A 22777-nucleotide genomic window follows, 5' to 3' on the forward strand; every position below is an offset into this window, starting at 1 on the left:
CGAGCGTGACGCACATCGACAGTCAAGGTCCAGTTAATAGTTCTCCGCATAACAGGTAAGCAACGCTGCACCGACGTGCGGCACCGACCCGGGCGGCCCCGATATCGGGTCGACGCCGCCGCCCCCGCCTGGCAACCTCGCCGCCATGGACGACGACACCTATGAGATCTCGACGGACCCCGCCCGGCTGGATGCCGCCCGCATCCACCACTGGCTCTCCACCGACGCCTACTGGGCGCTGGGCCGGAGCCGCGAGAAGCAGGACAGCGCGATCGCGAACTCACTCAACTTCGGCCTCTACGAAACCGCCTCCGGCACCCAGCTCGCCTACGCCCGTGTCGTCACCGACCACACCACCTTCGCCTGGCTCTGCGACGTCTACGTCGACCCCGCCACCCGCGGCAAAGGCCTCGGCGTAGCCCTGGTGACCGCCGTCCGCGACCACCTCGCCCCCTCAGGCCTCCGCCGCATCCTCCTCGCCACCGCCGACGCCCACGGCGTCTACGCCAAGCTCGGCTTCGAACCCCTCACCGACCCGTCCAAGTGGATGGCCCTCGGCCTGCAGTGACGGGCGCGGCGTGCCGGTCTGCGTGCCGGCACCAGCCCACCAGGGCGCGTGCCACCTCCGTGAGCGTCGGAACACCGGCGAGCCACAGCGGTTCCGCCGCGACCCGCAGCGCCTCGCGGACCAAGTACGCCCCCGCGCCGACCTGGCCCGATTCCGGATGCGGGCCCAGCGCACGGGCAACGCGCATCGTGTCCGCGAAGAGCGACTGCGCTCTCTCGTAGGCGATGTACGCGGGCAGGTCGTCGTCCAGTCCTCGCACCGCGTCCCGCCGCACCTGCTCCACGGACCGCCGCCACCGCTCGACGACCTCGGACTCTTGGTCCCGGGGATAACCCATCCGGACCAGATGGATGGCCAGGTCGTGCAGCGGATCGCCCCACATGGCGAGTTCCCAGTCGACGAGGCACAGCTCGCCATCCGCCCGGACGATCAGATTGTCCCGGTGTACATCGGCATGGAGCAATGCGAAGGGCCGCCGCTCCATCACGGAGAGCCGGTCGCGCAGCTCCCGCGAGGCGCTCTCCGGTACGCCCAGCGCCGTGAAGAGCGGACCGAACTCCGGCCAGTTCGCCGAGCGCACCTCCCGCTCGGCGAACTGCGCCCGCCCCCGGAGAAAGGCCCTGCAGTCACGGTCGTGCGCCCACTCCTCCGGAAGCGGCGGCAGAGCCGACGCCGGCACCCGGGTAAAGGCGGCCAGTTGCCCGACGATCTGGTCGAGATATCGCGACTCCAACGGCTTCCCCGGCGGGCATAGCTGGGAGAGCGCGGTTCCCTCGACGTACTCGTGGACGGAGAAGCCCTCCCGCCGCACGAAGCACCGCGGGGTGTCCGCGATCCCCCGCAGGCCCGCCAGCGCGTCCAGTACCGCGCCCTCGTCAGGCCAGACGCGCTCGACGACAGTGAGCGAGTCGGAGCGCGGAATACGCAGTTTGACCTTCGTGGCCGGTGGAATCTCCAGCAACTCCGCCAGGTGGAAGGGTATTTCGACCACATGGTTGAGATTGTGGTAGCCGGACATACAGATGCCCTGATCCGTCGCGAGCTGCCGCAGCTCGTCCCACTCACTGGCGGCGGACAACAACCTTTTCCGGCCGGGCGTCAAGCTGGACATGGCACCGCTCCCGCGCAATTGACAGCCACCCAACACCGCCACCCGTCCCGGGGGTTTCCGATGTACGCGGCCGATCGATATTTGGCAGGACCCTAGTCGTGGTTGCACGCGCCTGCATGGACACTCATGGGAAATATCCAAGGATCCAGTACGCCCGCTCCAGGCATATCTGAACCGGCACAGGTGCGTTGTTCATGGTCACCTCGACGAGACTGCTACCGGCCCCGATCCAGGCGAGCTCCTCCGCACACAGCGCAGATGGGCCCGTCGAAGTCGAACAGGACACATCTCGGCCCGGGTGAGGATCGAGCGCAGCCAGCTGATTCCGGGCTGACCGGCTCCAGCGAAATCACTCGAACAGTGTCAGTTCCTCCGCGATCGTTAACCAGATCGAGTCGAACCACGACCGAGACTCCTGGACGTACCGGGAGTCCCGTGAGCCGGGTTCGCCTTCGTCGTACTGGAATAAGAAGAGGACGGCATCGGTGCCCTTGACGTCGTAGATCTCGATGTCCTCGTCGTGGTAGCTCACCCTCCGGTTCAGGACTTTGTAGTAACCCCGCAACACCGTGGTGTTATTGATCACATAGAGCCTCTCCATCGGCGTGATCCGCACCGAGCGCAGAATGATCGACAGTTCGGGGACCATCCTGCGCTCCGCCAGGTCGACGAACGTGCTGCGTAGAGCGGTCGCGTGCGCGCTGGCCAGGCCCCGCAGTCTCCGCAGCGGCCGGGCGTCGGTCGGGTCCGCCACCGCTATCGGGACCGCCAGCCGTATGTCCGGGCTCGGCAGCAGCAGCCGGACCCGGATCGACTCGAGCGACAGCGTGCCCTCCTTGATCCGCGACACCGGCCCTGTCAGTGCTTCGTACAGGGTCTGCGTGGTGAGCGAGAAGACGTCGATGGACACATGCGGGGATTCGAAGGCGGCGGCAATATGAGCCCTGAGGAACGGCTCGTCGCTGTCGGGCTCGATGGTCGCCTCGCTCTCCACGGCTCCGGAGCGCCGGTCGAGCACCTCCGCCGCCCGGCCGCGCCGGCTCCCTAGGTATCCATCGTCACGGAGCTTGTGCAGCGCGCGCTGGATCGTCGGGCGCGAGACGCCGTGCAGGTCCGCGAGAGCGTCCTGGGTGGGGAGCCGGTCTCCCACTCCGTAGAGGCCGCGGCGGATCTCCTCTCTGAGAACGTCAGCGATGTGCAGATACGGAGGTCCCGTGCCGTTCGCCCCGTAGCTCCCATGTCCGGTGGGAGGTGGCGAATTCACAGGTCGGCATCGATGAGACATTTGAACGAATGAACGACATGGCGAGCCCCGGCCTCACGCAAGCGTCGGTCCTTCGCGTCGTCCCTCGCATAGCCGAGAAAGCCGACACCAGCCGCTCGGGCCGCAGCAAAGTCGCTCTCCGAATCACCGATCATCAGGCTGTTCGAGGCGGCACCGCCCGTACTTCGCAATCCCGCCAGCAGGCAGGCTGGATCCGGCTTCATGAGCGCGGGGTCCGAGAGTCGGCCATGGACGTGGGAGCCGAAGAACGGAGCCAAGCCCGCGCGCTCCAGGTAGGCATTCACAGCAGCTGCTGAGTTGTTGGTGGTAACGGCCACCTTCGTACCGCGCTTTACCAGCTGTTCGATCAGCTCGTACGCGTGATCCGTCGGTACGGCTGATCGGGCAGCATGGATCTCCTGCTCACCGAGAAGCCGCTCCAGCTCAGCAACCCGGTAGTGCTCGGGAGATCCTGCGAGGGAGACCGCTGTATCCCTTATGACCTGGATCGGATCATCTGGATCGATGAACAAGGGCGCCAGCCCCCAGCCGCTGAGCCGACGCAGGAGAACACGGGCGACCTCATGTGCCCGGTGATTGCCGAAGAGACTGGCGATGGGGCCGTCGAAGTCGAACAGCACGCACTCGGCGGCGGTAATGATCCCGCGCGGGATTCGGGCGTCGCACGGATGGTCCGGGGAAGAGGATCGGAAGGTCACTCTTAAAGCCTCAACGGCTCGGCAATGGTTGACCAGACGGAGTCGAACCAATCCTGCGACTGCCGGACATACTCGGCGCTGTACGGATCGGGTGTGTCCCCCGCGGAGGAGTAGTGAAAGAGCGTGGCTCCGAGCCCCAGGGTGTCATAGATCTCCATGTCCACACCCCGGTACGACACGGGGTGCTCGACGATCTTGTAATAACCGAACAGCGTCTCCGACCCGTTGATCAGATAGAGCTTGTGGAACGGGGTGACCGAGACGGTCCTGATCTCGATCGAAGCATCCACAACCAGGCCCAGGTCAGCCAGCCTGTGGAACGAGCTCTGCAGTCCACCTACCTGATTCTGCGCCAGTTGCCGTAGCCGCTCCAACGGACGGCCATCCTCCGGATCATTGACCAGACGCGGAACGGCCAGTCGCGCCGCGGGCTCCGGCACGAGCAGACGTATCGCGATCGACTCCGGTGCGATCTCGCCGGCCTGGATGCGCCGGAGGGGGCCTTGGATCGCGGAATTCAGCGTCTCCGCGGTAAGCGAGAAGGAGTCGACGGTGATGCGCGGCTCCTGAAACGCGGCATCGAGATGCTCGGCCAACTCGACCCCCGCAGGTCCAGGTCCCGGGCGCTGTCTCGGCCCCGTCCGGACCCCAGCGCCCTGCACATACGAACCCCGGCCGCGCTGGGAGTCTATGTAGTCGTCCTGGCGGAGATCGTCCAAGGCCCGCTGTACGGTCGCGCGGGACACCTTGAAGCGCCTGCTGAGTGCTTCCTGTGTCGGGATCTGATCGCCCGCGGCAAGTGCACCGCTGTCCATCTCCGCGCGCAGCTCAGCCGCGATGCGCCGGTACGGCGGCATCGACCCGTTGGTCTCCGAGCTCCCCGAACTCACGCAATGGAGGCTACAACCATCCTCCATCTCAGGTGAGTTGACTGAGCCGATCGAGCCAACTCATCAAATTGAGCCCAGTTGACAGACCTCTGCGCCGCAGTGCGGACGACAGTGGGAAACGGACGCCGGGGTTTCTCCGACATGTCGGCGAATGGACCAGGTCAGCACCCTCAAGACGGTCCAGACGCAGCGACGTGGACCAATGGTGAACGGCAGGTGCCGAACCTAAATTCGCAGCAGGTCGGGCAACCGGCCGTCTCCCTCACCGCCCCTGGGCGGCATGTCGAAGGGGTCCGCGATGTTCGCTCTCATCACCGCCATTGCCCAGCACCTCGCCCAGACCGAGTTCGGTACGGCCGGAGCGGTCGCGGTTCCACTGTTCCTCTTCGGCTGGAAGACCCGGAACACCGCCGCCATGCTGGCCGCGCTGGCCGTAGTCGCCATGTCGCTGAGCCAGCGATGACGCCTGCCGGTCGCGGCGCCCGGGCCCGGCGGTCAGAAGCCGTCCGGGGTCCAGGGGCGGCGGGGGGTGCGGAAGAGGGTGTCCGCGCGGGTTGCCGCACCGGGGCGTTCCTCGGTGACGCGGCCCAGGGCGGTCAGCCGCAGGACGGACTCGTCGCCCAGGTACAGCGTTCCCAGCTCCGCGATGTCGAGGGAGAGATCGGCGTCGTCACGGGTCGGGGTGCAGACGGCCTTGCCCTCGGCGTCCGTCTCCAGGCGGAAGCGGCCGCCCGCCAGGTCCGCGGCGTCGTGCAGGTCCAGGACGAGGGAACCGGCGCCGGTGTACGTGCGGGCCTCCAGGGCGCGCGGGGTGTCGAGGACCCGGAGCCACATGAAGTCGGCGTTCGTCTCGGTCCTGGCGGCGCGCGGGTCGCCGAGCAGCAGGGGCAGGATGTCATCGGGGGCGCGGTAGCCGGACTTCAGCTCGGTGACCCAGTCGACGGAGAGCAGGTAGCGCCACAGCGCGAGCTCGGCGGCCGGGGAGGCCGCGATCAGCTTGCCCGTCTCCAGCGTCACGCTGGGGAACTTGTTCGACCACCGGTGTTCCTTGATCGTGTACGTGGCCAGGCCGTCGACCCGGCCGGCGGCGTCCCGGTACACCGCGTAGAAGGGTTCCTTCCAGGGGTTGGACGGGAAGACCAGCTGCCCGGTGTCCAGGTCCCACCACCGGTCGGTGCGGTCGATCGCGCCGGGCGTCAGCCGCCGGACCCGCTCATGGAGTTCGGGGCCGATCTTGCGGACCTCGGCGGGCGTCATCAGATCGACCCGGCCCTCGGCGGGCCCCGCCCAGCGGCGGTCGAGACCGGACCGGGGGACGTCGACGTCCCACTCGTTGATCCACGTCGCGGGGCCGAAACCGTAGCGGCCGTAGATCGGGTACTCGGCGGCGATCAGGATCGCCACCGCCTCGCCGCGCTCCTTGGCGTCCGTCAGGTCGCGCGACATCATGCGGGTCGCCAGCCCGCGCCTGCGGTGCGTCGCGGTGACCGAGACGTTGGTGACGGCGCCGGCGGCGAGCAGCCCGCCGCCCGGCACGGTGAGCTCGCGCGGCATGCTGCGGAAGGTGGCCACGCAGCGGCCCTCGTCGAACACGCCCTGGGTCCGCTCCAGGTCGATCCCCGGCCTGCGGGCCGCGACCTCCTCCGGGGCGACGGTCGGCGGCATCAGGAACGCGTTGTTCAGTGCGCGGAGCCATTCCGGCAGATCGGACTCGGCGAGGGTGCGGAGGTCGGGGCTCATCTCTCGAACGTAGGCGGCCGCAGGGCGACGCGCATCCGGATTTTCGGCGGAGGAGGGGCGGTTGACGTGACCGGTCCACCGGGCGCGGCGGATTGCCCGCCGGCGCCCCGCCGGCCCTCAGAAGACCGCGCGCACCTCGCCGACCCGTTCCCCGCCGCCCAGCAGCGGCGAGTCGGCGATCCGGGCGAGTACCGGAGAGTCCACTCCCATCAGCTCCAACGTCCTTGCCAGCACCGGCCCGAGCGCCCGTCTGCCGCCGTCGTCGATCTTGAAGGCCAGCGCCCGGCCGTCCGGCAGCGCCACCGCCTGGACGGCCTCCGCGCCCACCTTGGCGAGCGCGCCCGGGACCTCCCGCATCAGCCAGGTGTCCGCCCGCCGGGTGCCCGCGACGTACTCGGGGTGGGCCCGCATCGCGTCGGCCACCTTCCGCTCCGGGGTGCCCTCGGGCGCGCCGACGCAGCGGGCGAAGGCGCGCGCCAGCCCGGTGAGGCTCAGCGCCGCGACCGGCGCCCCGCAGCCGTCGACGCCCACCCGCTCGACCGGTTCGCCGCTCAGGTCGGACAACACGTCCAGCACCAGGCGTTGCAGCGGATGGCCGGGGTCCGGATACGTCTCCAGGGGCCAGCCGTTGACCACGCAGGCGGTGAGCATCGCGGCGTGCTTGCCGGAACAGTTCATGAGAATCCGCTCGCGGCCGCCGCCGGCCCGCAGCCACTGCTCCGCCGCCTCGACGTCCACGGGCAGGTCCGGGGGGTTGCGCAGCGCCGACTCGGTCAGGCCCGCGCCCGCCAGGATCTTCCGGACGCCCTCCACATGGAACGGCTCCCCCGAGTGGCTGGCCGCGGCGAGCGCCAGCAGTTCGCCGTCCAGGGCGACACCGGCCCGCAGCATCGCCGCCGCCTGCATCGGCTTGTTGCACGACCGGGGAAAGACCGGCGACGTCACGTCTCCGAGCGTCGGCCCGACGCGGCCGTCCGCGTCCAGCACGACCAGCGAGCCGCGGTGCAGCCCCTCCACGAAGCCCGACCGGACGACCTCCGCCAGCACCGGATGCGGACGCTCCACCGTGCTCAAACCCGCGCCCCGGCCCGAGCTCCGGCCGGCGCCCCGGCCCGCGTCCCGCCTCGCGCCCCGGCTCGGGTCCCGGCCTGCCGCTGCGGGTGTCCGGTCATCATCGCCGTCAGCCCTCGGCGAGCAGGTCGTCCACGCTTGCTTCCCCGTCACGGTATCTGCGGGTGATCTCCGCGCTGCAGCCGTCGACCGTCCGCTGGAGGGTCTGCCGGCGCCGGGAGACCTGCTGCTCATGGCGGACGAGGCGGCCCATCCCCTCGTGCAGGTCCTGGTCCGTGCGGGCGTCGAGGTCCGACAGTTCGACCTCGGCGAGCATCTCCTCGGCGAGCCGCCGCACCCGCTCGGTGAGCGGCGTGCCCAGCGTCACGTGCCGGGCGGAGGAGCGGTGCCGGGACGGCGCGTCGGTGAGGATCTCCGGCAGCCGGTCCAGCAGCGGAGCGTCCGGTGCCGTGCGGCGCCCCAGCTCCGCCCGCAGGATGTCGATCCGGCCGTGCAGCAGCCGGCGCAGATACGACAGATCCGCTTCCTCCTGCTGCGCGTCGCGTCGCAGGGTGCGCAGGGTGCCGAGGCCCAGCGCCCCCATCTCGGACTCCGGGACGTCCGCGGCGAGCGGGCTGCGCGGACCCGGGGGCCGTGGCCCCAGTGCGTCGGCCTTCAGCATGTGATGGCCCTTCTCGATGGGCGCGGTCGGTGCGATCGGTGCGGTGGTACCGGATGTCTCTCCAGCGCCGGGTGTGGTCATGCCTGTCGTCCCCTCGTCGCGGCCGGAGCCGCCCAGGTTCCGATGGTCCCACTGCCTGCGGACACCCCGCAGCGACTCTGCACCCGAACGGCCCCGACGGCGGGCGTGCTTGGCGTCCAACCGGGCGTACGACCTGCGGTCGCGTGCGCCCCCTCACCCGTGCGAGTGGTGTTGGCACATGCACGGGACAATGCCCGTATGCGAGCGGTTGCCCAACGGGTCAGTGAAGCGAGTGTCGTGGTCGGCGGAGAGACGGTCGGGTCGATCACCGGACCGGGATTGTGCGTTCTGGTGGGGGTGACGCACGAGGACACCCCGGAGAAGGCGGCGCAGCTGGCCCGCAAGTTGTGGAGCCTGCGCATCCTGCCGGACGAGAAGTCCTGCTCGGACATCGGCGGCCCGCTGCTCGTCATCAGCCAGTTCACGCTTTACGGTGACGCCCGTAAGGGGCGCCGCCCCACCTGGAACGCCGCCGCGCCGGGCGGGATCGCCGAGCCGCTCGTCGACGAGGTGGTGAAGCAGCTGCGCGCGCTGGGCGCAGACGTGGAAACGGGCCGGTTCGGCGCGGACATGAAGGTCTCGCTGACGAACGACGGCCCGTTCACCCTGGTCATCGACATCTGATCGACATCTGATGACGCGGCGATCACCGCGGCGGTCACCGCGGTGGACTACGGCGCGACGACGATCTCCTGCGACGCGACCGTCGTGTCGGCCAGCAGCGTCGCGTCCGCCGCCGTGTTGCGCTTCACCAGGGCCAGCGCGATCGGGCCCAGCTCCCAGTGCCGGGCGGAGGACGTGATGAAGCCGATCTGCCGGCTCTCCTCGCCCTCGGCGGCGATCCGGACCGGGGACCCGTGCGGCGGGAGCTTCACCTCGCTGCCGTCCAGGTGCAGGAAGACCAGGCGGCGCGGGGGCTTGCCCAGGTTGTGCACCCGGGCGACCGTCTCCTGTCCCCGGTAGCAGCCCTTCTGCAGGTGGACGGCGGTCTCCAGCCAGCCCAGCTCGTGCGGAATGGTGCGGTGGTCGGTCTCCAGGCCCAGCCGCGGCCGGTGCGCCTCGATCCGCAGCGCCTCCAGCGACAGCGACCCGATCGGCCGGCCCGCGCCGGCCGCGAAGGACTCCAGCTCGGCGCGCGGCACGAAGACGTCCCGGCCGTAGGACGTCTCGCGGACGGCCCAGCCCTCCGGGACGGCCGTGATGGCGCCCGCGGGCAGATAGACGATCGCGTACTGCTCCGACGCGTCGGCCGCCTCGACCTTGTAGAAGAACTTCATGCTCTCCAGATAGGCGAGCAGGGCGCCCTGTGTGCCGGGCTCCACGTGGATCCAGGTCGTCGTGCCGTCGTCCACGAGGTAGAGCGCGTGCTCGATGTGACCGTGCGCGGTGAGGACCAGCGCCTCGGTGGCGTGGTGGGCGGGAAGCTGCTCGACGTGCTGGGTGATCAGCAGGTGCAGCCAGGCGAGACGGTCCTCGCCACTGACGGTGAGGACGCCGCGGTGCGACAGGTCCACGAAGCCCGTCCCGTCGGCGAGCGCGCGCTGTTCGCGGAACAGGTCGCCGTAGTGTCCGGCGACACCCTCGTCCGGCCCCTCTGCGGGGACGGCACCGGGAAGCGACAGCAAGGGACTCTTCGACATGGCGGTCATGGCGATAAGCCTACGACCCGTCGGCGGAAGCCTTCGCGGTGCAGGCGGCGCAGCGGCCGAAGATCGCGAAGTGCTTCATGTCCGTCTCGAAGCCGAACGCCTCGCGCAGCCCCTCGGTGAGCGGTGCGGCGAGCGTCACCTCGGCCTCGGTGACGGAGCCGCAGTCCCGGCACACCAGGTGCATGTGGTGGTGCCGGTCCGCGAGGTGGTACGTCGGGGCGCCGTGTCCGAGATGGGCGTGACTGACCAGGCCCAGCTCCTCCAGCAGCTCCAGCGTCCGGTAGACGGTGGAGATGTTGATGCCGGAGGCGGTCCTGCGTACCTCGGTGAGCAGCTCGTCCGGAGTCGCGTGCTCCAGAGCGTCCACGGCCTCCAGGACAAGCTGCCGCTGCGGGGTCAGCCGGTAGCCGCGCTGCCGCAGATCGCTCTTCCAGTCGGTGGTCACCACAGCCCCCAGTGTAGGGCTGTGGATCCCGGCTGCCGCGAGGGCCGAAGCGGGGCTTCGGCGGGGGTCCCGCCTGGCGGGTCCTATCCGGCGGGTCCCACCTGCGGGTCCTACTTGAAGAAGGCGATCCCGTCGTCGGGGAGGTCCTTGAGGTCCTTCGCCCACTCACGCGGGTCCACGACCTTCTTCAGGTGCGCGGACATGTACGGGCGCAGCGTGACGGCCGGGGTGGCCTTCTCGCCGACCCACATCAGGTCGCTGTGGACGTAGCCGTAGAGCCGCTTGCCGCCGGAGTACTCCGGGGCCTCGGGCAGCCGGGCGACGGCGTCCGTGACGATGTCGATCTGCGGCTTCTGGTCGGCCAGCTCGCCGGTCCAGATCTCGATGACGCCCTCGTCACGGGTGATGGTGACATCGACCTTGCGGTCCTTGTCGATCCGCCAGAAGCCGCTCTCGTTCTCCAGCGGGCGCAGCTTCTTGCCCTCGGCGTCCAGCACCCAGGTGTGGGAGGTGTACTCGAGGAAGGAGCGGCCGTCGTGGCTGAACGTCACCTCCTGCCCGAAGTTGCACTTCTCGGCGCCGGGGAAGTCGTACACGCCCGCGCCCTCCCACCTGCCGAGGAGGAAGACGAGCGGGACGAGGTCCGGGTGAAGGTCGGACGGGATCTCGATCATGGTGTGGTGCCCTGTTCCGTTGTCCGTGCGGCCGAGGTCAGCGCTGGCCCTGGTACAGCTTCGCCACCGCGAAGACGGAGAACGCGGCGACGCCGAGGCAGACCAGGACGAGCAAGGCGTCGAAGATGTACTCAATACGCACGAGTGTGCTCCTCGGGCAGGCAAGCGGTAATGGACCGGGGACGAGTCTAGTCGGCGGCCACGGGGACGGCGCTGTGAGGTGCGTCCCCGTGGCCGTGGCGGGCCGGGACGGGCCCGGATGGCCGCTACGTGGGCCTCTTCGGCGGGCTCCGGCCGCTTCGGCCGCTTCGGCCGCTTCAGCCGCTTCGGCCGCTTCAGCCGAGGAGCTGGGCCTGGAGCGTGATCGTCTGCCGGAACGGCGCCACCGGCATCGTGTCCTTGTGGGACAGGACGACGACGCCGATCGTGTCACCCGCGGAGATGAACGCATACCGCACCTGGATCCCGTGCGGGCCCTGCCCTTCGAACGCGTACAGGATCGACGCGCCGGCCTCGCCGGCACCCAGCGCGGAGTCGAGGTCGCTCCGCACGTCGGGCACCTGTGCCAAGTGGGTGGTGTTGAAATCGATGCGGTAGCGATCGCTGTACGCCGCACTGGAGAACTGCAGCAGGTAGGTCTCGGCGCGTGTGCCGTCCGGCATGGTCCAGGCGCGGGCCGCGATGTGGCGCAGCCCCTCCTGGGTGAGGAACCCGCGCTGCGGGGCCTGGGTGTCCTTGCCGAACAACGTGAGGTATTTGTCGGTGGGCAGCCAGCCCTTCGCGCCGGGGAACGCCGGATCGGGCGTGGCGCCCTCCGGGGCGGGCAGCAGGAGCGATCGCAGATCCGCGTAGTGGCGACCGCCGCGGTTGAGCTGGTCCTCACCGACCGCCGGCTTGCCCGCGGGCAGCTTCGGCAGCGCGAGCGGCTGATAGGTCCAGCGGCCGTCGTCAGGCGTCTCCAGCCCTGGGATCCTGGTGCGCTCGGGCTGGGTGATCCCGTAGGCGACGCCGCCGCCGAGCGCGCCGAAGACCAGCACGGCCGACGTCCAGCGCAGCACCGCGCGGAGCACACGGCGCGGCTTCTTCGGTTCTACGGGCGGCACGGGGGCGGCCCAGGCGTCCGCCGGCGGCGGAGCCACCGGGAGGGGCGGCACGGGCGGCACCGGCGGAACGCCTTCGGCAGCGGGCTCAGGCTGCGGCTGCGGCTCGGGCTCCACGGCCTGGGGTTCGGCGTCCTGCGGTTCCGCGTTCTGCGGCTTCTCGTCCTGTGGCTTCTCGTCCTGCGACGCGATCGACTGGTCGGTCATGCCGACACCCCCGGGTCCTGGATGCGGTCGAGCTGCTGCTTGAGCAGGTCCGCCGCTTCGGTCTTGTGCAGCGGAACGGTGCCGGTCAGGGTCATCGTCACCATCAGGTCGCCCTCGGTGGCCTGGCAGGACATCGCGTCGAGCTTCTCGCCCGGCTCGGTCGGCGGCAGCACACAGCGCGCCTTGTCGTGACCCGCGATCTTCGGGCCGTTGCGGAACACCCCGAGCGCCTTGGTGAATTCGTTGAAGTACTCGTTGCGCTCGGCAGCCGCCTGCTTGTTCGTCACCTGGACGATCTGGATCTCGATGACGTAATCACCGCCGTCGGCGCTGTACGTCCGCATGCCGGCACCTTGCAGGTGGAGGTCGTCGATGGACTTCTCGACCGCGCTGCGGTTCTTCTTGGACAGCCTGCTGACGCTGGACTTCATCATCGTCACGGCCTGCTTGCCGTCCAGTTCGACGTCGTTGCCGAACTCTCCGACGTCCGGACCCGGTTGGTAGGTGTCCGGCAGCGGGAGCAGCAGCTTGCCGAGACGTCCGTAGTGGCTGCCGCCCGACTTCGCGCCGAACTCACCGGTCTTGGCCGGGGTGGGGGCCTTCCAGGGAGCGGCGGAGGTCTTGGCGTCCGGCGTGTCGTCGTGCCGGAGTACCGCGTAGCCGATACCGCCACCGGCGGCCACGGCGATGAGTGCCGCCGCGATACCGAGCGCCAGAGCGCGGCGCTTCCTGGGCGCCGGAGTGGCTTCGGTCTCGGGTGCGACCTCGGGTGACGCCTCGGGTGCGGTCTCGGGTGACACCTCAGGCGCGGTCTCGGGTGCGACCTCGGGTGACGCCTCGTCGTTCACAGTCGCTCCAACTGCCGCTTGGAAATGTCCATGATGGTCGCGGTGCTGATCGGGTCCCCCGAATAGATCCAGACGTCCATGAAGATGTCGCCGCGCCGGGCGAGCCCCCGCGCCTTGTACAGCGGCTCGTAGCCCTCCTTGGTCTCGGGCTCGGAGTAGACCCAGACCCGGCCGTCGAGGTCGCCGGGGATCGCCGTCCCCTCATTCTCAGCATGCTTGGCATCCGTCATGTAGCCCTGCTGGCCCTGCAGCATCTGGACGGCGAAGGTCGTCGTCTGGTCGCGGAACTGGACCAGATGGATATCGGTGGTGGTGTGGTTGTCGCTGTCCCAGCCCGTCACCACGGCACGCCGGAATCCGTTCGTGCTCAGCTCCTGGAACATGTGATCCGGATTGGTGTATCCATCCGCATAATCCGCGAGCAACAGCCATCCGTCGCCGGAGACCGGCACTGCCGGGTCCTTCGCGCCCTTCGGCCGCTCCAGGAGCAGCTTGCGCAGGTCGCCGTCGGTCTTCACCAGGTGGTCGTCGGCGACCGTGAGCGGGGCGGCCGGGGCCGCGGCGCCTGCCGGCTGGACGAGCTTGGGCTGGGCGAGCGGCGGGAGCGGGGTTTCCGGGCGGTCCTGCTGGATCTTGTAGCCGGTGCCGGCGCCCGCGAGGACGCCGAGGACGGCCGCGACCGCGATCAGCAGCGTGGTGCGGCCCCGGCGGCGCGGCTTGCGCTCCACCTCGGCCCGCGGCTCCTCCTCCGCCTGCGGCTCGACGGGGAGTTCCGCCTCGGTCGGCGGTTCCGGTGGGGGTTCCGGAGCGGGCTCGGGCGCAGGGGTGTCCTCGGACATGGTGATCTCCACGTGGGTGGTGCGAGAAAAAGGAGGAAGAGAAGGAAGGACGGGCTCAGCGGCCGGTCTTGAGGCGCTGGTACTCCGCGTCCAGCAGGTTCTGCAGCAGCTTCGGATCCGCGGCCTTGCCGCCCGTCACGGTGATGGTGATGTGCACATCGCCCTGGTACGAGATGGCCAGCAGCGAGTCCGTGCTCTCCTCGGAGCCGGACTTCAGGTGGTAGGCGCGGGCCGGATAGCCGCCGGTGAGGGGCAGCTTGTCGCCCTCGTAGTAGTGGGCTTCGTAGTACGTGGCGGCCGAAGCGGCGTCCGCGAAGCGGCTGAGCTTCACGGTGACCTCGGCGCCGCCGCCCGCGGTGAGATACGTGCGGTAGGCGCCGGACTTGAAGCCGTAGCGGTCCAGCGCGCTCTTCATGGCCGCTTCGTCCTCCGCACCGCTCGCGAGGTCGGCCGCGGAGAGCGGGCTGCCCGCCTCGTCGCCGTAGACCTCGGCGTCCTTCGGCGGCGTCAGCAGGAAGAAGCGCAGGTCACCGGTGTGCGTGCCCTGGCTGACCTGGCCCTTGACGGTGGACGTGGCGGCCGGGGCGGGCGTGGCCGAGGCGGACGACGCGGACGGATCGGCGCTCGGGGAGCCCGGCACCGAAACGGTCGGGGCCGGGGACGACGGGGCGGCCTCGTCGGCATGGCCGGGCGAGGAGCCGAGCGCCACCACGACTCCGGCGGTCACGCCGACCAGCGCGAGCATTCCGATCCCGGCGGACACCGCGATGACGGCGCCTCGACGGCGTACAGGTTCCACAGGAAGCCCCCCCGGGCACAAACACAGCACTCGCACGCGTGTCGCATTGTGAGTGGAACCGCATTATGTCCAGCCGACACGTCGGCGCCCCAATCCTTTTGCCGTGACATGGGACACAGGTGGGGCCAACGGGGCTGGTGGGAGAGCCGCTAGCCTGAGCTCATGGCGAAGAAGCTCGTGATCAAGGTGACAGCGGGCGCGGACGCGCCCGAGCGCTGCTCGCAGGCGTTCACGGTGGCTGCGGTCGCGGTGGCCAGCGGTGTGGAGGTCTCGCTGTGGCTCACCGGTGAGTCCGCGTGGTTCGCGCTGCCCGGCCGCGCCGCGGAGTTCGAACTCCCGCACGCCGCACCGCTGCCGGACCTGATCGACGGGATCCTCGCCGGTGGCGGCATCACGCTGTGCACGCAGTGCGCGGCCCGCCGGGACATCGCGGAGAAGGACGTCATCGAGGGCGTACGGATCGCGGGTGCTCAGGTCTTCGTGCAGGAGGTCATGGCCGACGGCGTGCAGGCCCTCGTCTACTAGGCCGGATCGTCCACCGGGCCGGACCGCCTACTGGGCCCTGTCGTCCAAGTCCCCGCCGTCCGGCCGCTTTCCTGCGGCCTTCGCCCGTGCCGCCTCCTCGTCCCGGATCCAGGAGTCGTCCGCCGGTTCGTCCTCCAGCCAGCTGTCGGCGGGGTCGTCCCAGAAGTCGCCGGGCTCGCGCCGGTTCCCCACGATGGCGGCGAACGGCGGGATCACCATCGCGACCACGCACATCGCGACGGCGGCCGGCACCGACCACAGGCGCACCACGGCCCACGCCAGGACGAACAGCAGGATGCAGCTGCCCATCATGGCGAAATACCAGTGGCGACGCCGGCGCGCGTACATACCTCCACGGTACGTCCGAGCAGCACGAACAGGCAGCACGAAGGGCCGCACCCAGAGCGTCCAACCCAGGGGTGCGGCCCTTCGGCCGTTCGATCCGTCAGTCCTTCAGCGCCTCAGCGGTTCAGCCAGTGCCTCAGCCAGTGCCTCAGCGGTTCAGACGGCGATGGCCACATCGGCTGCCGCGCCCTGCTGGGCCACGACCGTACGGTCCACCGTGGCGCCCGGGACGAGGGCGCGCAGCGTCCAGGTGCCGGGTGCGGCGAAGAAGCGGAACTGTCCGGTCGCCGAGGTCGGGACCTCCGCGGTGAACTCGCCGCCGCCGTCGAGCAGCCGGACGTAGCCGCTGATCGGCTCGCCGTCACGGGTTACCGAACCCTGAATGATCGTCTCGCTCGCCACGTCAACTCCTGCCAAGTCCGGGCCGCCGGCCTTTGCTCCACACATGTCTGATCCTTTGAGGGGTGGTCTGGAACGGGTCTGTAACCGGACTCAGGCGTTGGCGCCGAGCTCGATCGGGACGCCGACGAGGGAGCCGTACTCGGTCCACGAGCCGTCGTAGTTCTTGACGTTCGGCTGGTCGAGCAGCTCGTGCAGCACGAACCAGGTGAGCGCGGAGCGCTCACCGATGCGGCAGTACGCGATGGTGTCCTTCGCCAGGTCGACGTTCTCGTCCTGGTAGAGCTTGGTGAGCTCTTCGTCGGACTTGAACGTGCCGTCGTCGTTGGCGTTCTTCGACCACGGGATGTTGCGGGCGCTCGGGATGTGGCCCGGGCGCTGCGACTGCTCCTGCGGGAGGTGGGCCGGGGCGAGCAGCTTGCCCGAGAACTCGTCGGGCGAGCGGACGTCGACCAGGTTCAGCGTGTTGATCGCGGCGACGGCGTCGTCACGGTACGCGCGGATCGAGGTGTCCTGCTCCTTGGCCCGGTACGTGGTCGCGGCCCGCTCGGGGACCTCGACGACCAGGTCGCGGGAGTCGAGCTCCCACTTCTTGCGGCCGCCGTCGAGCAGCTTGACGCTGTCGTGGCCGTAGAGCTTGAAGTACCAGTACGCGTAGGAGGCGAACCAGTTGTTGTTGCCGCCGTAGAGGACCACGGTGTCGTCGTTGCCGATGCCCTTGGCCGACAGCAGGGCCTCGAAGCCGGCCTGGTCGACGAAGTCGCGGCGGACCGGGTCCTGCAGGTCGGACTTCCAGTCGATGCGCACGGCGTTACGGATGTGGTTCTTCTCGTAGGCCGAGGTGTCCTCGTCTACCTCGACGATTACCACCTTGGGGTCGTCGATGTGGCTCTGGACCCAATCGGCGTCCACGAGGACGTCACTGCGGCTCATTTTGTTCTCCTCCGGGGCAGTACGGATGCGCCAGAACGGGGCGCGACATTGCGCAGAATGTGAGAGAAACGCCGGGGAGGCAGGCGCACACGAACGGCCGTCGGGCCTGGTCCGGTACGTAGAAGGCTGCCGCCCCTATGGCATGCGACAGAGACTGGCGGCGACGCGGCACAGGTCGACTGCCCGCCGCTTCGTGAGATCCGCCTGTCGCTTCATGACCCCGATCGTAGGGAAACCTCCCCGAAAGTGTCACCAGCGTGTCATATACCGAGACAAGATTGTCCGGATACTGGGACGCATGACGGGTCGGACCTTACGCGGCAGGGCCGGGAGCCGTTCTGCCGCCGATTTCGACTGAGGCGCGGACGCCGCCGTCTCAGCTCGCGAGAACGACGTTCGTCCCGGACGCGGCCACCGATATGCCGCTCGGGGTCGTCACGACCGACTGCACCTTGATGCCGGTGGGGAGTCCCACCAGGCTCCGCGTGAAGTCGATCTTCTCGCGGATCAGCCTGTCGAGGCCGGGGATGGAGCCGACACCAGGGATCACATCGGCGTGCAGTCGCACCGTGTCGCCGTGCTCGACGCTGATCACGCTGGTGACGCTGCGCTTGACCGTCCCGAGCACCGGCACCCCGGAGACGCTGCCGGTCACCTTCACCCGGCCCTTGCCGTCCTTGCTCTCGCCCCCGTACGCCACCGTCACTCCGGGGGGCGCGGCGGCCGACAGGTCCGCGTAGGTGATGAACGCCGAGCCGTCCGCCGTGTCGGCGACCGCCCGCTGGTAGTTGCCGGAGAGGTTCACCCCGCGCAGGTCGGCGGTGAAGCTGTCGATCCGCAGCCGCTCGGCGCCGGTGCCCGCCTGGATGTCGTGCGCGGTGATCCTGACGTCGTCGAGCTTGTCCGAGGCGACCTGCGTCAGGAACGGGAAGCCCTTGATCGATATCTCGGGCTTCGAGCTCAGGCCCTGGGTCTGCTGGGCGCGCTCGGCGGCCTTGTCCTCGGCCACGGAGACGGCGATGCGGTCGGCCGCGACGAACAGCCCGCCGAGAACGACGAGGACGATCAGGAGTATCCGTGCGGCTCGCATTGCTCTCCCCCGGTTCAGGCTTGATCGATCGACCCTAACCCGCCTTCCCCCGGCGCCCGGGTGGACCGCTGTCGTTTGTCGTGAGGTTGTGACAGCGGCCCTCCCGGGCGCGGGGTCCGGATTCCGGTGGCGTTCCGTCAGCCGGTGAGGACCCGGCCCAGTACGTACACGACCGGGGCCGCGGCCGTCAGGGGGAGCGCGACGCCCGCGGTGAAGTGGACGAAGCGCGACGGGAAGTCGTAGCTGGCGACCCGCAGCCCGATGACGGCGCAGGCACCGGCGGCCAGGCCCAGCAGCGCGCCCTGGGTGCCGAGGTCGGTCAGCCGGCCGGTGACGATGCCGCTGCCCGCGGCGGCGAGCACGGCCACCACGACGGAGGCGGCGCCGGGCAGCGGCAGGGCGCGGGCGAGCGTCGCGACGGCGACCGCCACCGCGCCGACCACCACCGGATCGCTGCCGCCGGGTGTCCAGGCGACCGCGAGGAAACCGGTGGCCAGGACGGTCATCAGCGTCGACGCGGAGGTGGCCGTCAGCGACGACAGCCGCTCGTCCGTCGTCCCGCGGTGGCGCATCTGCAGCACGAGGACCAGCAGCAGCCAGGTCCCCAGCGTGCCGACGACCACGGCGGGCACGTTGTCGCCGTCCGTCGCGAGCAGCGCGATGTCCGCCGTGACGCCCGCGAGGAAGGCCAGCACGATGCCCTGCCGGGCCGGCCACATGCCGTTCAGCCGGAACCACCCGGCGGCGGTGACGCCCTGCAGGACCGCCACCACGAGCGCGAGCCCCGGACGGCCGACCACGGCCCCGCCCGCGATCAGCAGGGCGAGAACGGCGGTCAGCGCGGCCGGCTGCATCCCGGGCGCGATGATCGGCGAACCGGTGCGCTGTCCGGCGGCGGGCGCCGCGGCCCGGCCACGGGCGGCACGCCTGCCACCGGCACGCGGCTCGGCGGCCGCGGGATCCGGGACGGTCTGCGCCGGCTGGGACGGGAAGTCGTCGATGGCCGGCAGCACGGCGGTGTGGTCGCCCTCCCCCGCCGGGTCGTGGGACGGGTACTGCCCGTACTGGTCGTACTGCGCCTGGGGGGCGCCGTGCTGGTCGTGCTGCTGGTCGCCGTACGGCTGCTGCGCGGGAGCGTCGTAGCCGGGCGCCGCGTATCCGCCGCCGTACCGCTGACCCTGCGGCGGGCTCTGCCGGCCGTACTGATCGCCGGGGACCTGGTTCTGCCACACCGGCTCGGCGGGCGGCATCGGCCCGGGGTGCGCCTGCTGCTGCCCGGCCGCGTACGGGTCGTACGGCTCGTACGCGTTCGGATTCTGCTGATGGCCCTGCTGATGATTCTGCTGATGGTTCTGGTTCTGCTGCGGGTTCTGGTCCCAGTCGGAGGAGGTCATGTCACCCACCCGCGAACGGCGGAAGGACCTCGACGGTGCCGCCGTCGGCCAGGGCCACGCCCGCGTGGTCCCGCGTCCCGACGGGGTCGCCGTCGACCAGGAACGAGCACCGCAGCAGCACCCGCGCGAACTCCGGCTGCCGCGCGTGCCGTTCGCGCGCGGCGGCGAGCGCCTCGGCCAGCGTGGCGGCGCGGTACGGCTCCTCGGCCGTGCCGGCCGCTGCCTTGGCCGCGGCCCAGTAGCGGATCGTGCCGGCGCCTGGGGCGGGCGTCACCGGAATGTCGCTTGCCGCCATAGCGGCTCCTTGTCGTTGTCTTTGCGGTCGCACGGGTCCCTGCGGCCCCCGCGAGGTACAGCCGCCGTCCATGATGACACCCGCCCGGGGGCCGGGATGCGAGCCCCGGCGCGAGCCGGTCAGACCGTGCCGAGCCAGGCCCCGACACGGCGCAGCAGAGCGTCGTCGGCCGCGTTCTCCGCGTGGCCGAACCCCGGCTCGATCCACAGCTCGGCCGCGTCCCCGGCGGCGCCCGCCAGCGACCGGGGGTGGTCGAGCGGGAAGTACGCGTCCCGGTCGCCGTGCACGATCAGCAGCGGCGTCGGAGCGATCAGCGCCGCGGACTCGATCGGCGAGAGCGGCACCGGGTCCCACTCGCGCGGGTGGATCCGGGTCCCGAGTCCGAGGCGTGAGACGAGCCGGCCGGTGGGCCGGGTGACCACCCAGTGCAGGCGCCGCATCGGCGCCGTCCCGCGGTAGTACCAGCGGGCCGGTGCGCTCACCGAGACGACCGCGTCGGGCGCGCCGCCCAGCCGTCCGCCGGACGGCGCCGCCGCGGGCCGCGCCGCGTGCCGCAGCACGACGGAGCCGCCCATCGAGAAGCCGACGGTGACCACCCTTCGGTACCCGAGGCGGCGCGCCCACCCCACGGCCGCGTCGAGGTCGAGTACCTCCAGATCGCCGACGGTGGACCGGCCGCCGGAGCCGCCGTGTCCCCGGAAGGAGAAGGTGATCACGCCCGCGAACTCGGCGAACACCTCGGCCGCCCGGCGGATCGCGGGCCGCTCCAGAGCCCCCGTGAAGCCGTGCGCCACCACGATCGCGCAGCCTTCGTACGCCGGGTTCCCCGCGCCGGAAGTTCCGCCGTCCGACGGCCGGTGTTCGGCCTCGATTCGTACGCCGTCCTCCGTCAACAGAACCGCACGCCGACCACCCGAAGTGATCGATGAAACACACAAAGGCCCGTTCAGGGACTCACCGAGGCTCTCCATGTGGGCTATTCTCCTGGGGAAGAGGATCCGGGCAGCGTCGCCCCCGGGTCCTTTCGTGCTTTCTGAACCAGGTTTTCCGACCACATGTTGAGACACCGCTATCTGAAACACCGCTTCACCAGGTACGTCCTCGCAGGGACCGAGGAGGGTTCGCAAATGGGCAAGCAAAGTGTGCAGCAGCAGTACCGGACGACCGACGGGAGCAACACGTGAGCTCTCTCCTGCTCCTGACGAACGCGCTCCAGCCGTCCACCGAAGTACTTCCCGCGCTCGGACTGCTGCTCCACAGCGTCCGCGTGGCACCGGCCGAAGGACCGGCCCTGGTGGACACCCCCGGCGCCGACGTCATCCTGATCGACGGCCGCCGTGACCTGCCCCAGGTCCGCTCGCTGTGCCAGCTGCTCCGCTCCACCGGCCCCGGCTGTCCGCTGGTCCTGGTCGTCACCGAGGGCGGCCTCGCCGCCGTCACCGCCGACTGGGGCATCGACGACGTCCTGCTCGACACCGCGGGTCCCGCCGAGGTCGAGGCACGGCTGCGGCTCGCGATGGGCCGCCAGCAGATCGGCGTCGACGACAGCCCGATGGAGATCCGCAACGGCGACCTGTCGGTCGACGAGGCGACGTACAGCGCGAAGCTCAAGGGCCGGGTCCTGGATCTGACCTTCAAGGAGTTCGAGCTGATCAAATACCTCGCGCAGCACCCGGGCCGGGTCTTCACCCGCGCGCAGCTGCTGCAGGAGGTGTGGGGCTACGACTACTTCGGTGGCACCCGAACGGTCGATGTCCACGTACGGCGACTGCGCGCGAAGCTCGGCCCTGAGCACGAGTCCCTGATCGGTACCGTCCGGAACGTCGGCTACCGCTTCGTCACCCCGGAAAAGGTCGAGCGGGCCGCCGAGGAAGCCGCGAAGGCGCAGGCCCAGGCCCAGGCGCAAGCCGAGGCCCAGGCTCAGGCCCGAGCGCGTGCGAGCGCCGACCGATCCGCGTAACGGACGGGGTGGACCCGCGTAGACTGCGGCCCGTGGCAAAGGTGACGCGTGACGATGTGGCCAGGCTGGCGGGTACGTCCACCGCCGTCGTCAGCTATGTCATCAACAACGGACCCCGGCCGGTCGCCCCGGCCACCCGCGAGCGGGTGCAGGCGGCCATCGCGCAGCTCGGTTATCGCCCGGACCGTGTGGCCCAGGCGATGGCCAGCCGCCGTACGGACCTCATAGGCCTGATCGTCCCCGATGCCCGTCAGCCGTTCTTCGGCGAGATGGCGCACGCGGTCGAGCAGGCGGCGTCCGACCGCGGAAAAATGGTCCTCGTCGGCAACTCCGACTATCTGGACGACCGCGAGATCCACTACCTCCGCGCGTTCCTCGGCATGCGGGTCTCCGGGCTGATCCTGATCAGCCAGGGCCCGAGCGCGAACGCCGCCGCCGAGATAGAGGCGTGGGACGCCCGTATCGTCCTGCTGCACGAGCGGCCGGAGGCGATCGACGAGTACGCGGTCGTCACCGACGACATCGGCGGAGCGCAGCTCGCCACCCGCCACCTGCTGGAACACGGCCACGAGTACGTGGCGTGCCTCGGCGGCACCGAGAAGACCCCGGTCCTGGGCGACCCCGTCACCGACCACGTCGAAGGCTGGCGGCGGGCCATGCGGGAGTCCGGCCGTTCCATCGAGGGCCGGCTCTTCCAGGCCCCCTACAACCGCTACGACGCCTACCAGGTCGCCCTCGGCCTGCTCGCGGGCCCGGACCGGCCGCCCGCCATCTTCTGCGCCACCGACGACCAGGCGATCGGCGTGCTGCGCGCCGCGCGCGAGCTGCGGATCGACGTGCCGGGCGGGCTGGCCGTCGCCGGCTTCGACGACGTGAAGGAAGCGGCCCTCACCGACCCGCCGCTCACCACGGTGGCCTCGGACCGCGAGGCGATGGCCCGCGCCGCGGTGGACCTCGTCCTGGACGACTCGCTGCGCGTCAACGGCACCCGTCGCGACCGGCTGCGGCAGTTCCCGTCCCGGCTCGTCGTACGGGCCTCCTGCGGCTGCCAGTAGGGCCCCGCTAAAGGCCCGTGCCCCTTAGGGCCACTGACCTTTATATCGGGCATACCTACTTCTGTCGGGCTTCTCAGCGGACGCTCAGGAACCTCTCATGTTGCCGCCGCACAGT

Annotated in this window: 28 protein-coding genes; 6 read left to right on the top strand and 22 right to left on the bottom strand. The window is 70.2% G+C overall.

Going from position 1 to position 22777, the window contains the following annotated elements; genetic code table 11:
• Positions 1-145 precede the first annotated feature (145 nt).
• Positions 146-568, top strand: coding sequence for a GNAT family N-acetyltransferase (locus tag LNW73_RS14455; RefSeq protein ID WP_250990176.1), 423 nt, complete (start codon positions 146-148; stop codon positions 566-568).
• Here the strand turns inward: LNW73_RS14455 and LNW73_RS14460 are convergent.
• The 4 genes from LNW73_RS14460 to LNW73_RS14475 form a co-directional block, all read right to left on the bottom strand.
• Positions 528-1646, bottom strand: coding sequence for an aminoglycoside phosphotransferase family protein (locus LNW73_RS14460; RefSeq protein ID WP_250990177.1), 1119 nt, complete (start codon positions 1644-1646; stop codon positions 528-530). The two genes, LNW73_RS14455 and LNW73_RS14460, sit on opposite strands and share 41 nt — an antisense overlap.
• Positions 1647-2028: 382 nt before the next feature.
• On the bottom strand, positions 2029-2943 hold the full coding sequence (locus LNW73_RS14465) for a GntR family transcriptional regulator (RefSeq protein WP_250990178.1): 915 nt from the start codon (positions 2941-2943) through the stop codon (positions 2029-2031).
• Positions 2940-3662, bottom strand: coding sequence for an HAD family hydrolase (locus tag LNW73_RS14470; protein ID WP_250990179.1), 723 nt, complete (start codon positions 3660-3662; stop codon positions 2940-2942). Before LNW73_RS14470 ends, LNW73_RS14465 begins: the two co-directional genes overlap by 4 nt.
• 2 nt (positions 3663-3664) lie before the next feature.
• Positions 3665-4552: a GntR family transcriptional regulator gene (locus tag LNW73_RS14475; RefSeq protein ID WP_250990180.1), complete on the bottom strand. Its 888-nt coding sequence runs from the start codon at positions 4550-4552 to the stop codon at positions 3665-3667.
• A gap of 298 nt (positions 4553-4850) precedes the next feature.
• On the opposite strand from LNW73_RS14475, the gene LNW73_RS14480 reads away from it, so the two are divergent.
• Positions 4851-5015, top strand: a complete 165-nt coding sequence (locus tag LNW73_RS14480; protein ID WP_250990181.1) for a hypothetical protein — start codon at positions 4851-4853, stop codon at positions 5013-5015.
• 32 nt (positions 5016-5047) lie between these two features.
• On the opposite strand, the gene LNW73_RS14485 is transcribed toward LNW73_RS14480, so the two are convergent.
• The 3 genes from LNW73_RS14485 to LNW73_RS14495 all read right to left on the bottom strand — a co-directional run bounded on the left by LNW73_RS14485 (position 5048) and on the right by LNW73_RS14495 (position 8105).
• Positions 5048-6292: a GNAT family N-acetyltransferase gene (locus tag LNW73_RS14485; protein WP_250990182.1), complete on the bottom strand. Its 1245-nt coding sequence runs from the start codon at positions 6290-6292 to the stop codon at positions 5048-5050.
• A 117-nt stretch (positions 6293-6409) separates the two neighbouring features.
• The gene (locus tag LNW73_RS14490) at positions 6410-7366 is read right to left on the bottom strand and encodes an asparaginase (protein ID WP_250990183.1); all 957 of its coding nucleotides are present in this window, start codon (positions 7364-7366) and stop codon (positions 6410-6412) included.
• A 106-nt stretch (positions 7367-7472) separates the two neighbouring features.
• Positions 7473-8105: an RsiG family protein gene (locus LNW73_RS14495; RefSeq protein WP_374118097.1), complete on the bottom strand. Its 633-nt coding sequence runs from the start codon at positions 8103-8105 to the stop codon at positions 7473-7475.
• A 198-nt stretch (positions 8106-8303) separates the two neighbouring features.
• On the opposite strand from LNW73_RS14495, the gene dtd reads away from it, so the two are divergent.
• On the top strand, positions 8304-8729 hold the full coding sequence (gene dtd, locus LNW73_RS14500) for a D-aminoacyl-tRNA deacylase (protein ID WP_250977053.1): 426 nt from the start codon (positions 8304-8306) through the stop codon (positions 8727-8729).
• Positions 8730-8776: 47 nt separating this feature from the next.
• Here dtd and ygfZ read toward each other — a convergent pair whose 3' ends face one another.
• The 7 genes from ygfZ to LNW73_RS14535 form a co-directional block, all read right to left on the bottom strand.
• Positions 8777-9745, bottom strand: coding sequence for a CAF17-like 4Fe-4S cluster assembly/insertion protein YgfZ (gene ygfZ / locus LNW73_RS14505; RefSeq protein ID WP_250992920.1), 969 nt, complete (start codon positions 9743-9745; stop codon positions 8777-8779).
• A 19-nt stretch (positions 9746-9764) separates the two neighbouring features.
• Positions 9765-10202, bottom strand: coding sequence for a Fur family transcriptional regulator (locus LNW73_RS14510; protein WP_250990184.1), 438 nt, complete (start codon positions 10200-10202; stop codon positions 9765-9767).
• Between the two features lie 107 nt (positions 10203-10309).
• On the bottom strand, positions 10310-10873 hold the full coding sequence (locus LNW73_RS14515) for an FABP family protein (protein WP_250977051.1): 564 nt from the start codon (positions 10871-10873) through the stop codon (positions 10310-10312).
• Between the two features lie 335 nt (positions 10874-11208).
• A complete protein-coding gene (locus LNW73_RS14520) occupies positions 11209-12180 on the bottom strand; it encodes a hypothetical protein (RefSeq protein ID WP_250990185.1) in 972 nt (323 codons plus the stop codon).
• Positions 12177-13028: a hypothetical protein gene (locus tag LNW73_RS14525; protein WP_250990186.1), complete on the bottom strand. Its 852-nt coding sequence runs from the start codon at positions 13026-13028 to the stop codon at positions 12177-12179. Before LNW73_RS14525 ends, LNW73_RS14520 begins: the two co-directional genes overlap by 4 nt.
• Positions 13025-13867 (bottom strand): hypothetical protein, encoded by an 843-nt coding sequence (locus tag LNW73_RS14530; RefSeq protein ID WP_250990187.1) that lies wholly within the window; start codon positions 13865-13867, stop codon positions 13025-13027. Before LNW73_RS14530 ends, LNW73_RS14525 begins: the two co-directional genes overlap by 4 nt.
• Positions 13868-13922: 55 nt before the next feature.
• Positions 13923-14666 carry a hypothetical protein gene (locus LNW73_RS14535; protein WP_250990188.1) on the bottom strand — a complete coding sequence of 248 codons (744 nt, stop codon included), beginning with the start codon at positions 14664-14666 and terminating at the stop codon, positions 13923-13925.
• A gap of 162 nt (positions 14667-14828) precedes the next feature.
• Here LNW73_RS14535 and LNW73_RS14540 point away from each other — a divergent pair, with 162 nt between their 5' ends.
• The gene (locus tag LNW73_RS14540; protein ID WP_250977046.1) at positions 14829-15191 is read left to right on the top strand and encodes a DsrE family protein; all 363 of its coding nucleotides are present in this window, start codon (positions 14829-14831) and stop codon (positions 15189-15191) included.
• A 27-nt stretch (positions 15192-15218) separates the two neighbouring features.
• Here the strand turns inward: LNW73_RS14540 and LNW73_RS14545 are convergent, their stop codons facing one another.
• The 8 genes from LNW73_RS14545 to LNW73_RS14575 all read right to left on the bottom strand — a co-directional run bounded on the left by LNW73_RS14545 (position 15219) and on the right by LNW73_RS14575 (position 20618).
• The gene (locus LNW73_RS14545; protein WP_250977045.1) at positions 15219-15539 is read right to left on the bottom strand and encodes a DUF3099 domain-containing protein; all 321 of its coding nucleotides are present in this window, start codon (positions 15537-15539) and stop codon (positions 15219-15221) included.
• Positions 15540-15692: 153 nt separating this feature from the next.
• Positions 15693-15983 carry a DUF1416 domain-containing protein gene (locus tag LNW73_RS14550; protein ID WP_138354054.1) on the bottom strand — a complete coding sequence of 97 codons (291 nt, stop codon included), beginning with the start codon at positions 15981-15983 and terminating at the stop codon, positions 15693-15695.
• Between the two features lie 45 nt (positions 15984-16028).
• On the bottom strand, positions 16029-16868 hold the full coding sequence (locus tag LNW73_RS14555; RefSeq protein ID WP_250977044.1) for a sulfurtransferase: 840 nt from the start codon (positions 16866-16868) through the stop codon (positions 16029-16031).
• 135 nt (positions 16869-17003) lie between these two features.
• Positions 17004-17084, bottom strand: a complete 81-nt coding sequence (locus LNW73_RS36670; protein ID WP_358789501.1) for an Ms5788A family Cys-rich leader peptide — start codon at positions 17082-17084, stop codon at positions 17004-17006.
• 160 nt (positions 17085-17244) lie between these two features.
• Entirely contained in the window at positions 17245-17958 is a 714-nt protein-coding gene (locus LNW73_RS14560; protein WP_250990189.1) for an LmeA family phospholipid-binding protein, read from the bottom strand.
• 137 nt (positions 17959-18095) lie between these two features.
• The gene (locus tag LNW73_RS14565) at positions 18096-19352 is read right to left on the bottom strand and encodes a hypothetical protein (RefSeq protein WP_250990190.1); all 1257 of its coding nucleotides are present in this window, start codon (positions 19350-19352) and stop codon (positions 18096-18098) included.
• 1 nt (position 19353) lies between these two features.
• Positions 19354-19647 (bottom strand): MoaD/ThiS family protein, encoded by a 294-nt coding sequence (locus tag LNW73_RS14570; protein WP_250977041.1) that lies wholly within the window; start codon positions 19645-19647, stop codon positions 19354-19356.
• 119 nt (positions 19648-19766) lie between these two features.
• Entirely contained in the window at positions 19767-20618 is an 852-nt protein-coding gene (locus LNW73_RS14575) for an alpha/beta hydrolase (protein WP_250990191.1), read from the bottom strand.
• Positions 20619-20827: 209 nt separating this feature from the next.
• On the opposite strand from LNW73_RS14575, the gene LNW73_RS14580 reads away from it, so the two are divergent.
• Together LNW73_RS14580 and LNW73_RS14585 are read left to right on the top strand one after the other, a co-directional pair.
• Positions 20828-21607: a response regulator transcription factor gene (locus tag LNW73_RS14580; protein ID WP_138354048.1), complete on the top strand. Its 780-nt coding sequence runs from the start codon at positions 20828-20830 to the stop codon at positions 21605-21607.
• 32 nt (positions 21608-21639) lie between these two features.
• A complete protein-coding gene (locus tag LNW73_RS14585) occupies positions 21640-22662 on the top strand; it encodes a LacI family DNA-binding transcriptional regulator (protein WP_138354047.1) in 1023 nt (340 codons plus the stop codon).
• Positions 22663-22777 lie beyond the last annotated feature (115 nt).

It is taken from the genome of Streptomyces sp. RKAG337 (assembly GCF_023701715.1).
Classification (GTDB): domain Bacteria; phylum Actinomycetota; class Actinomycetes; order Streptomycetales; family Streptomycetaceae; genus Actinacidiphila.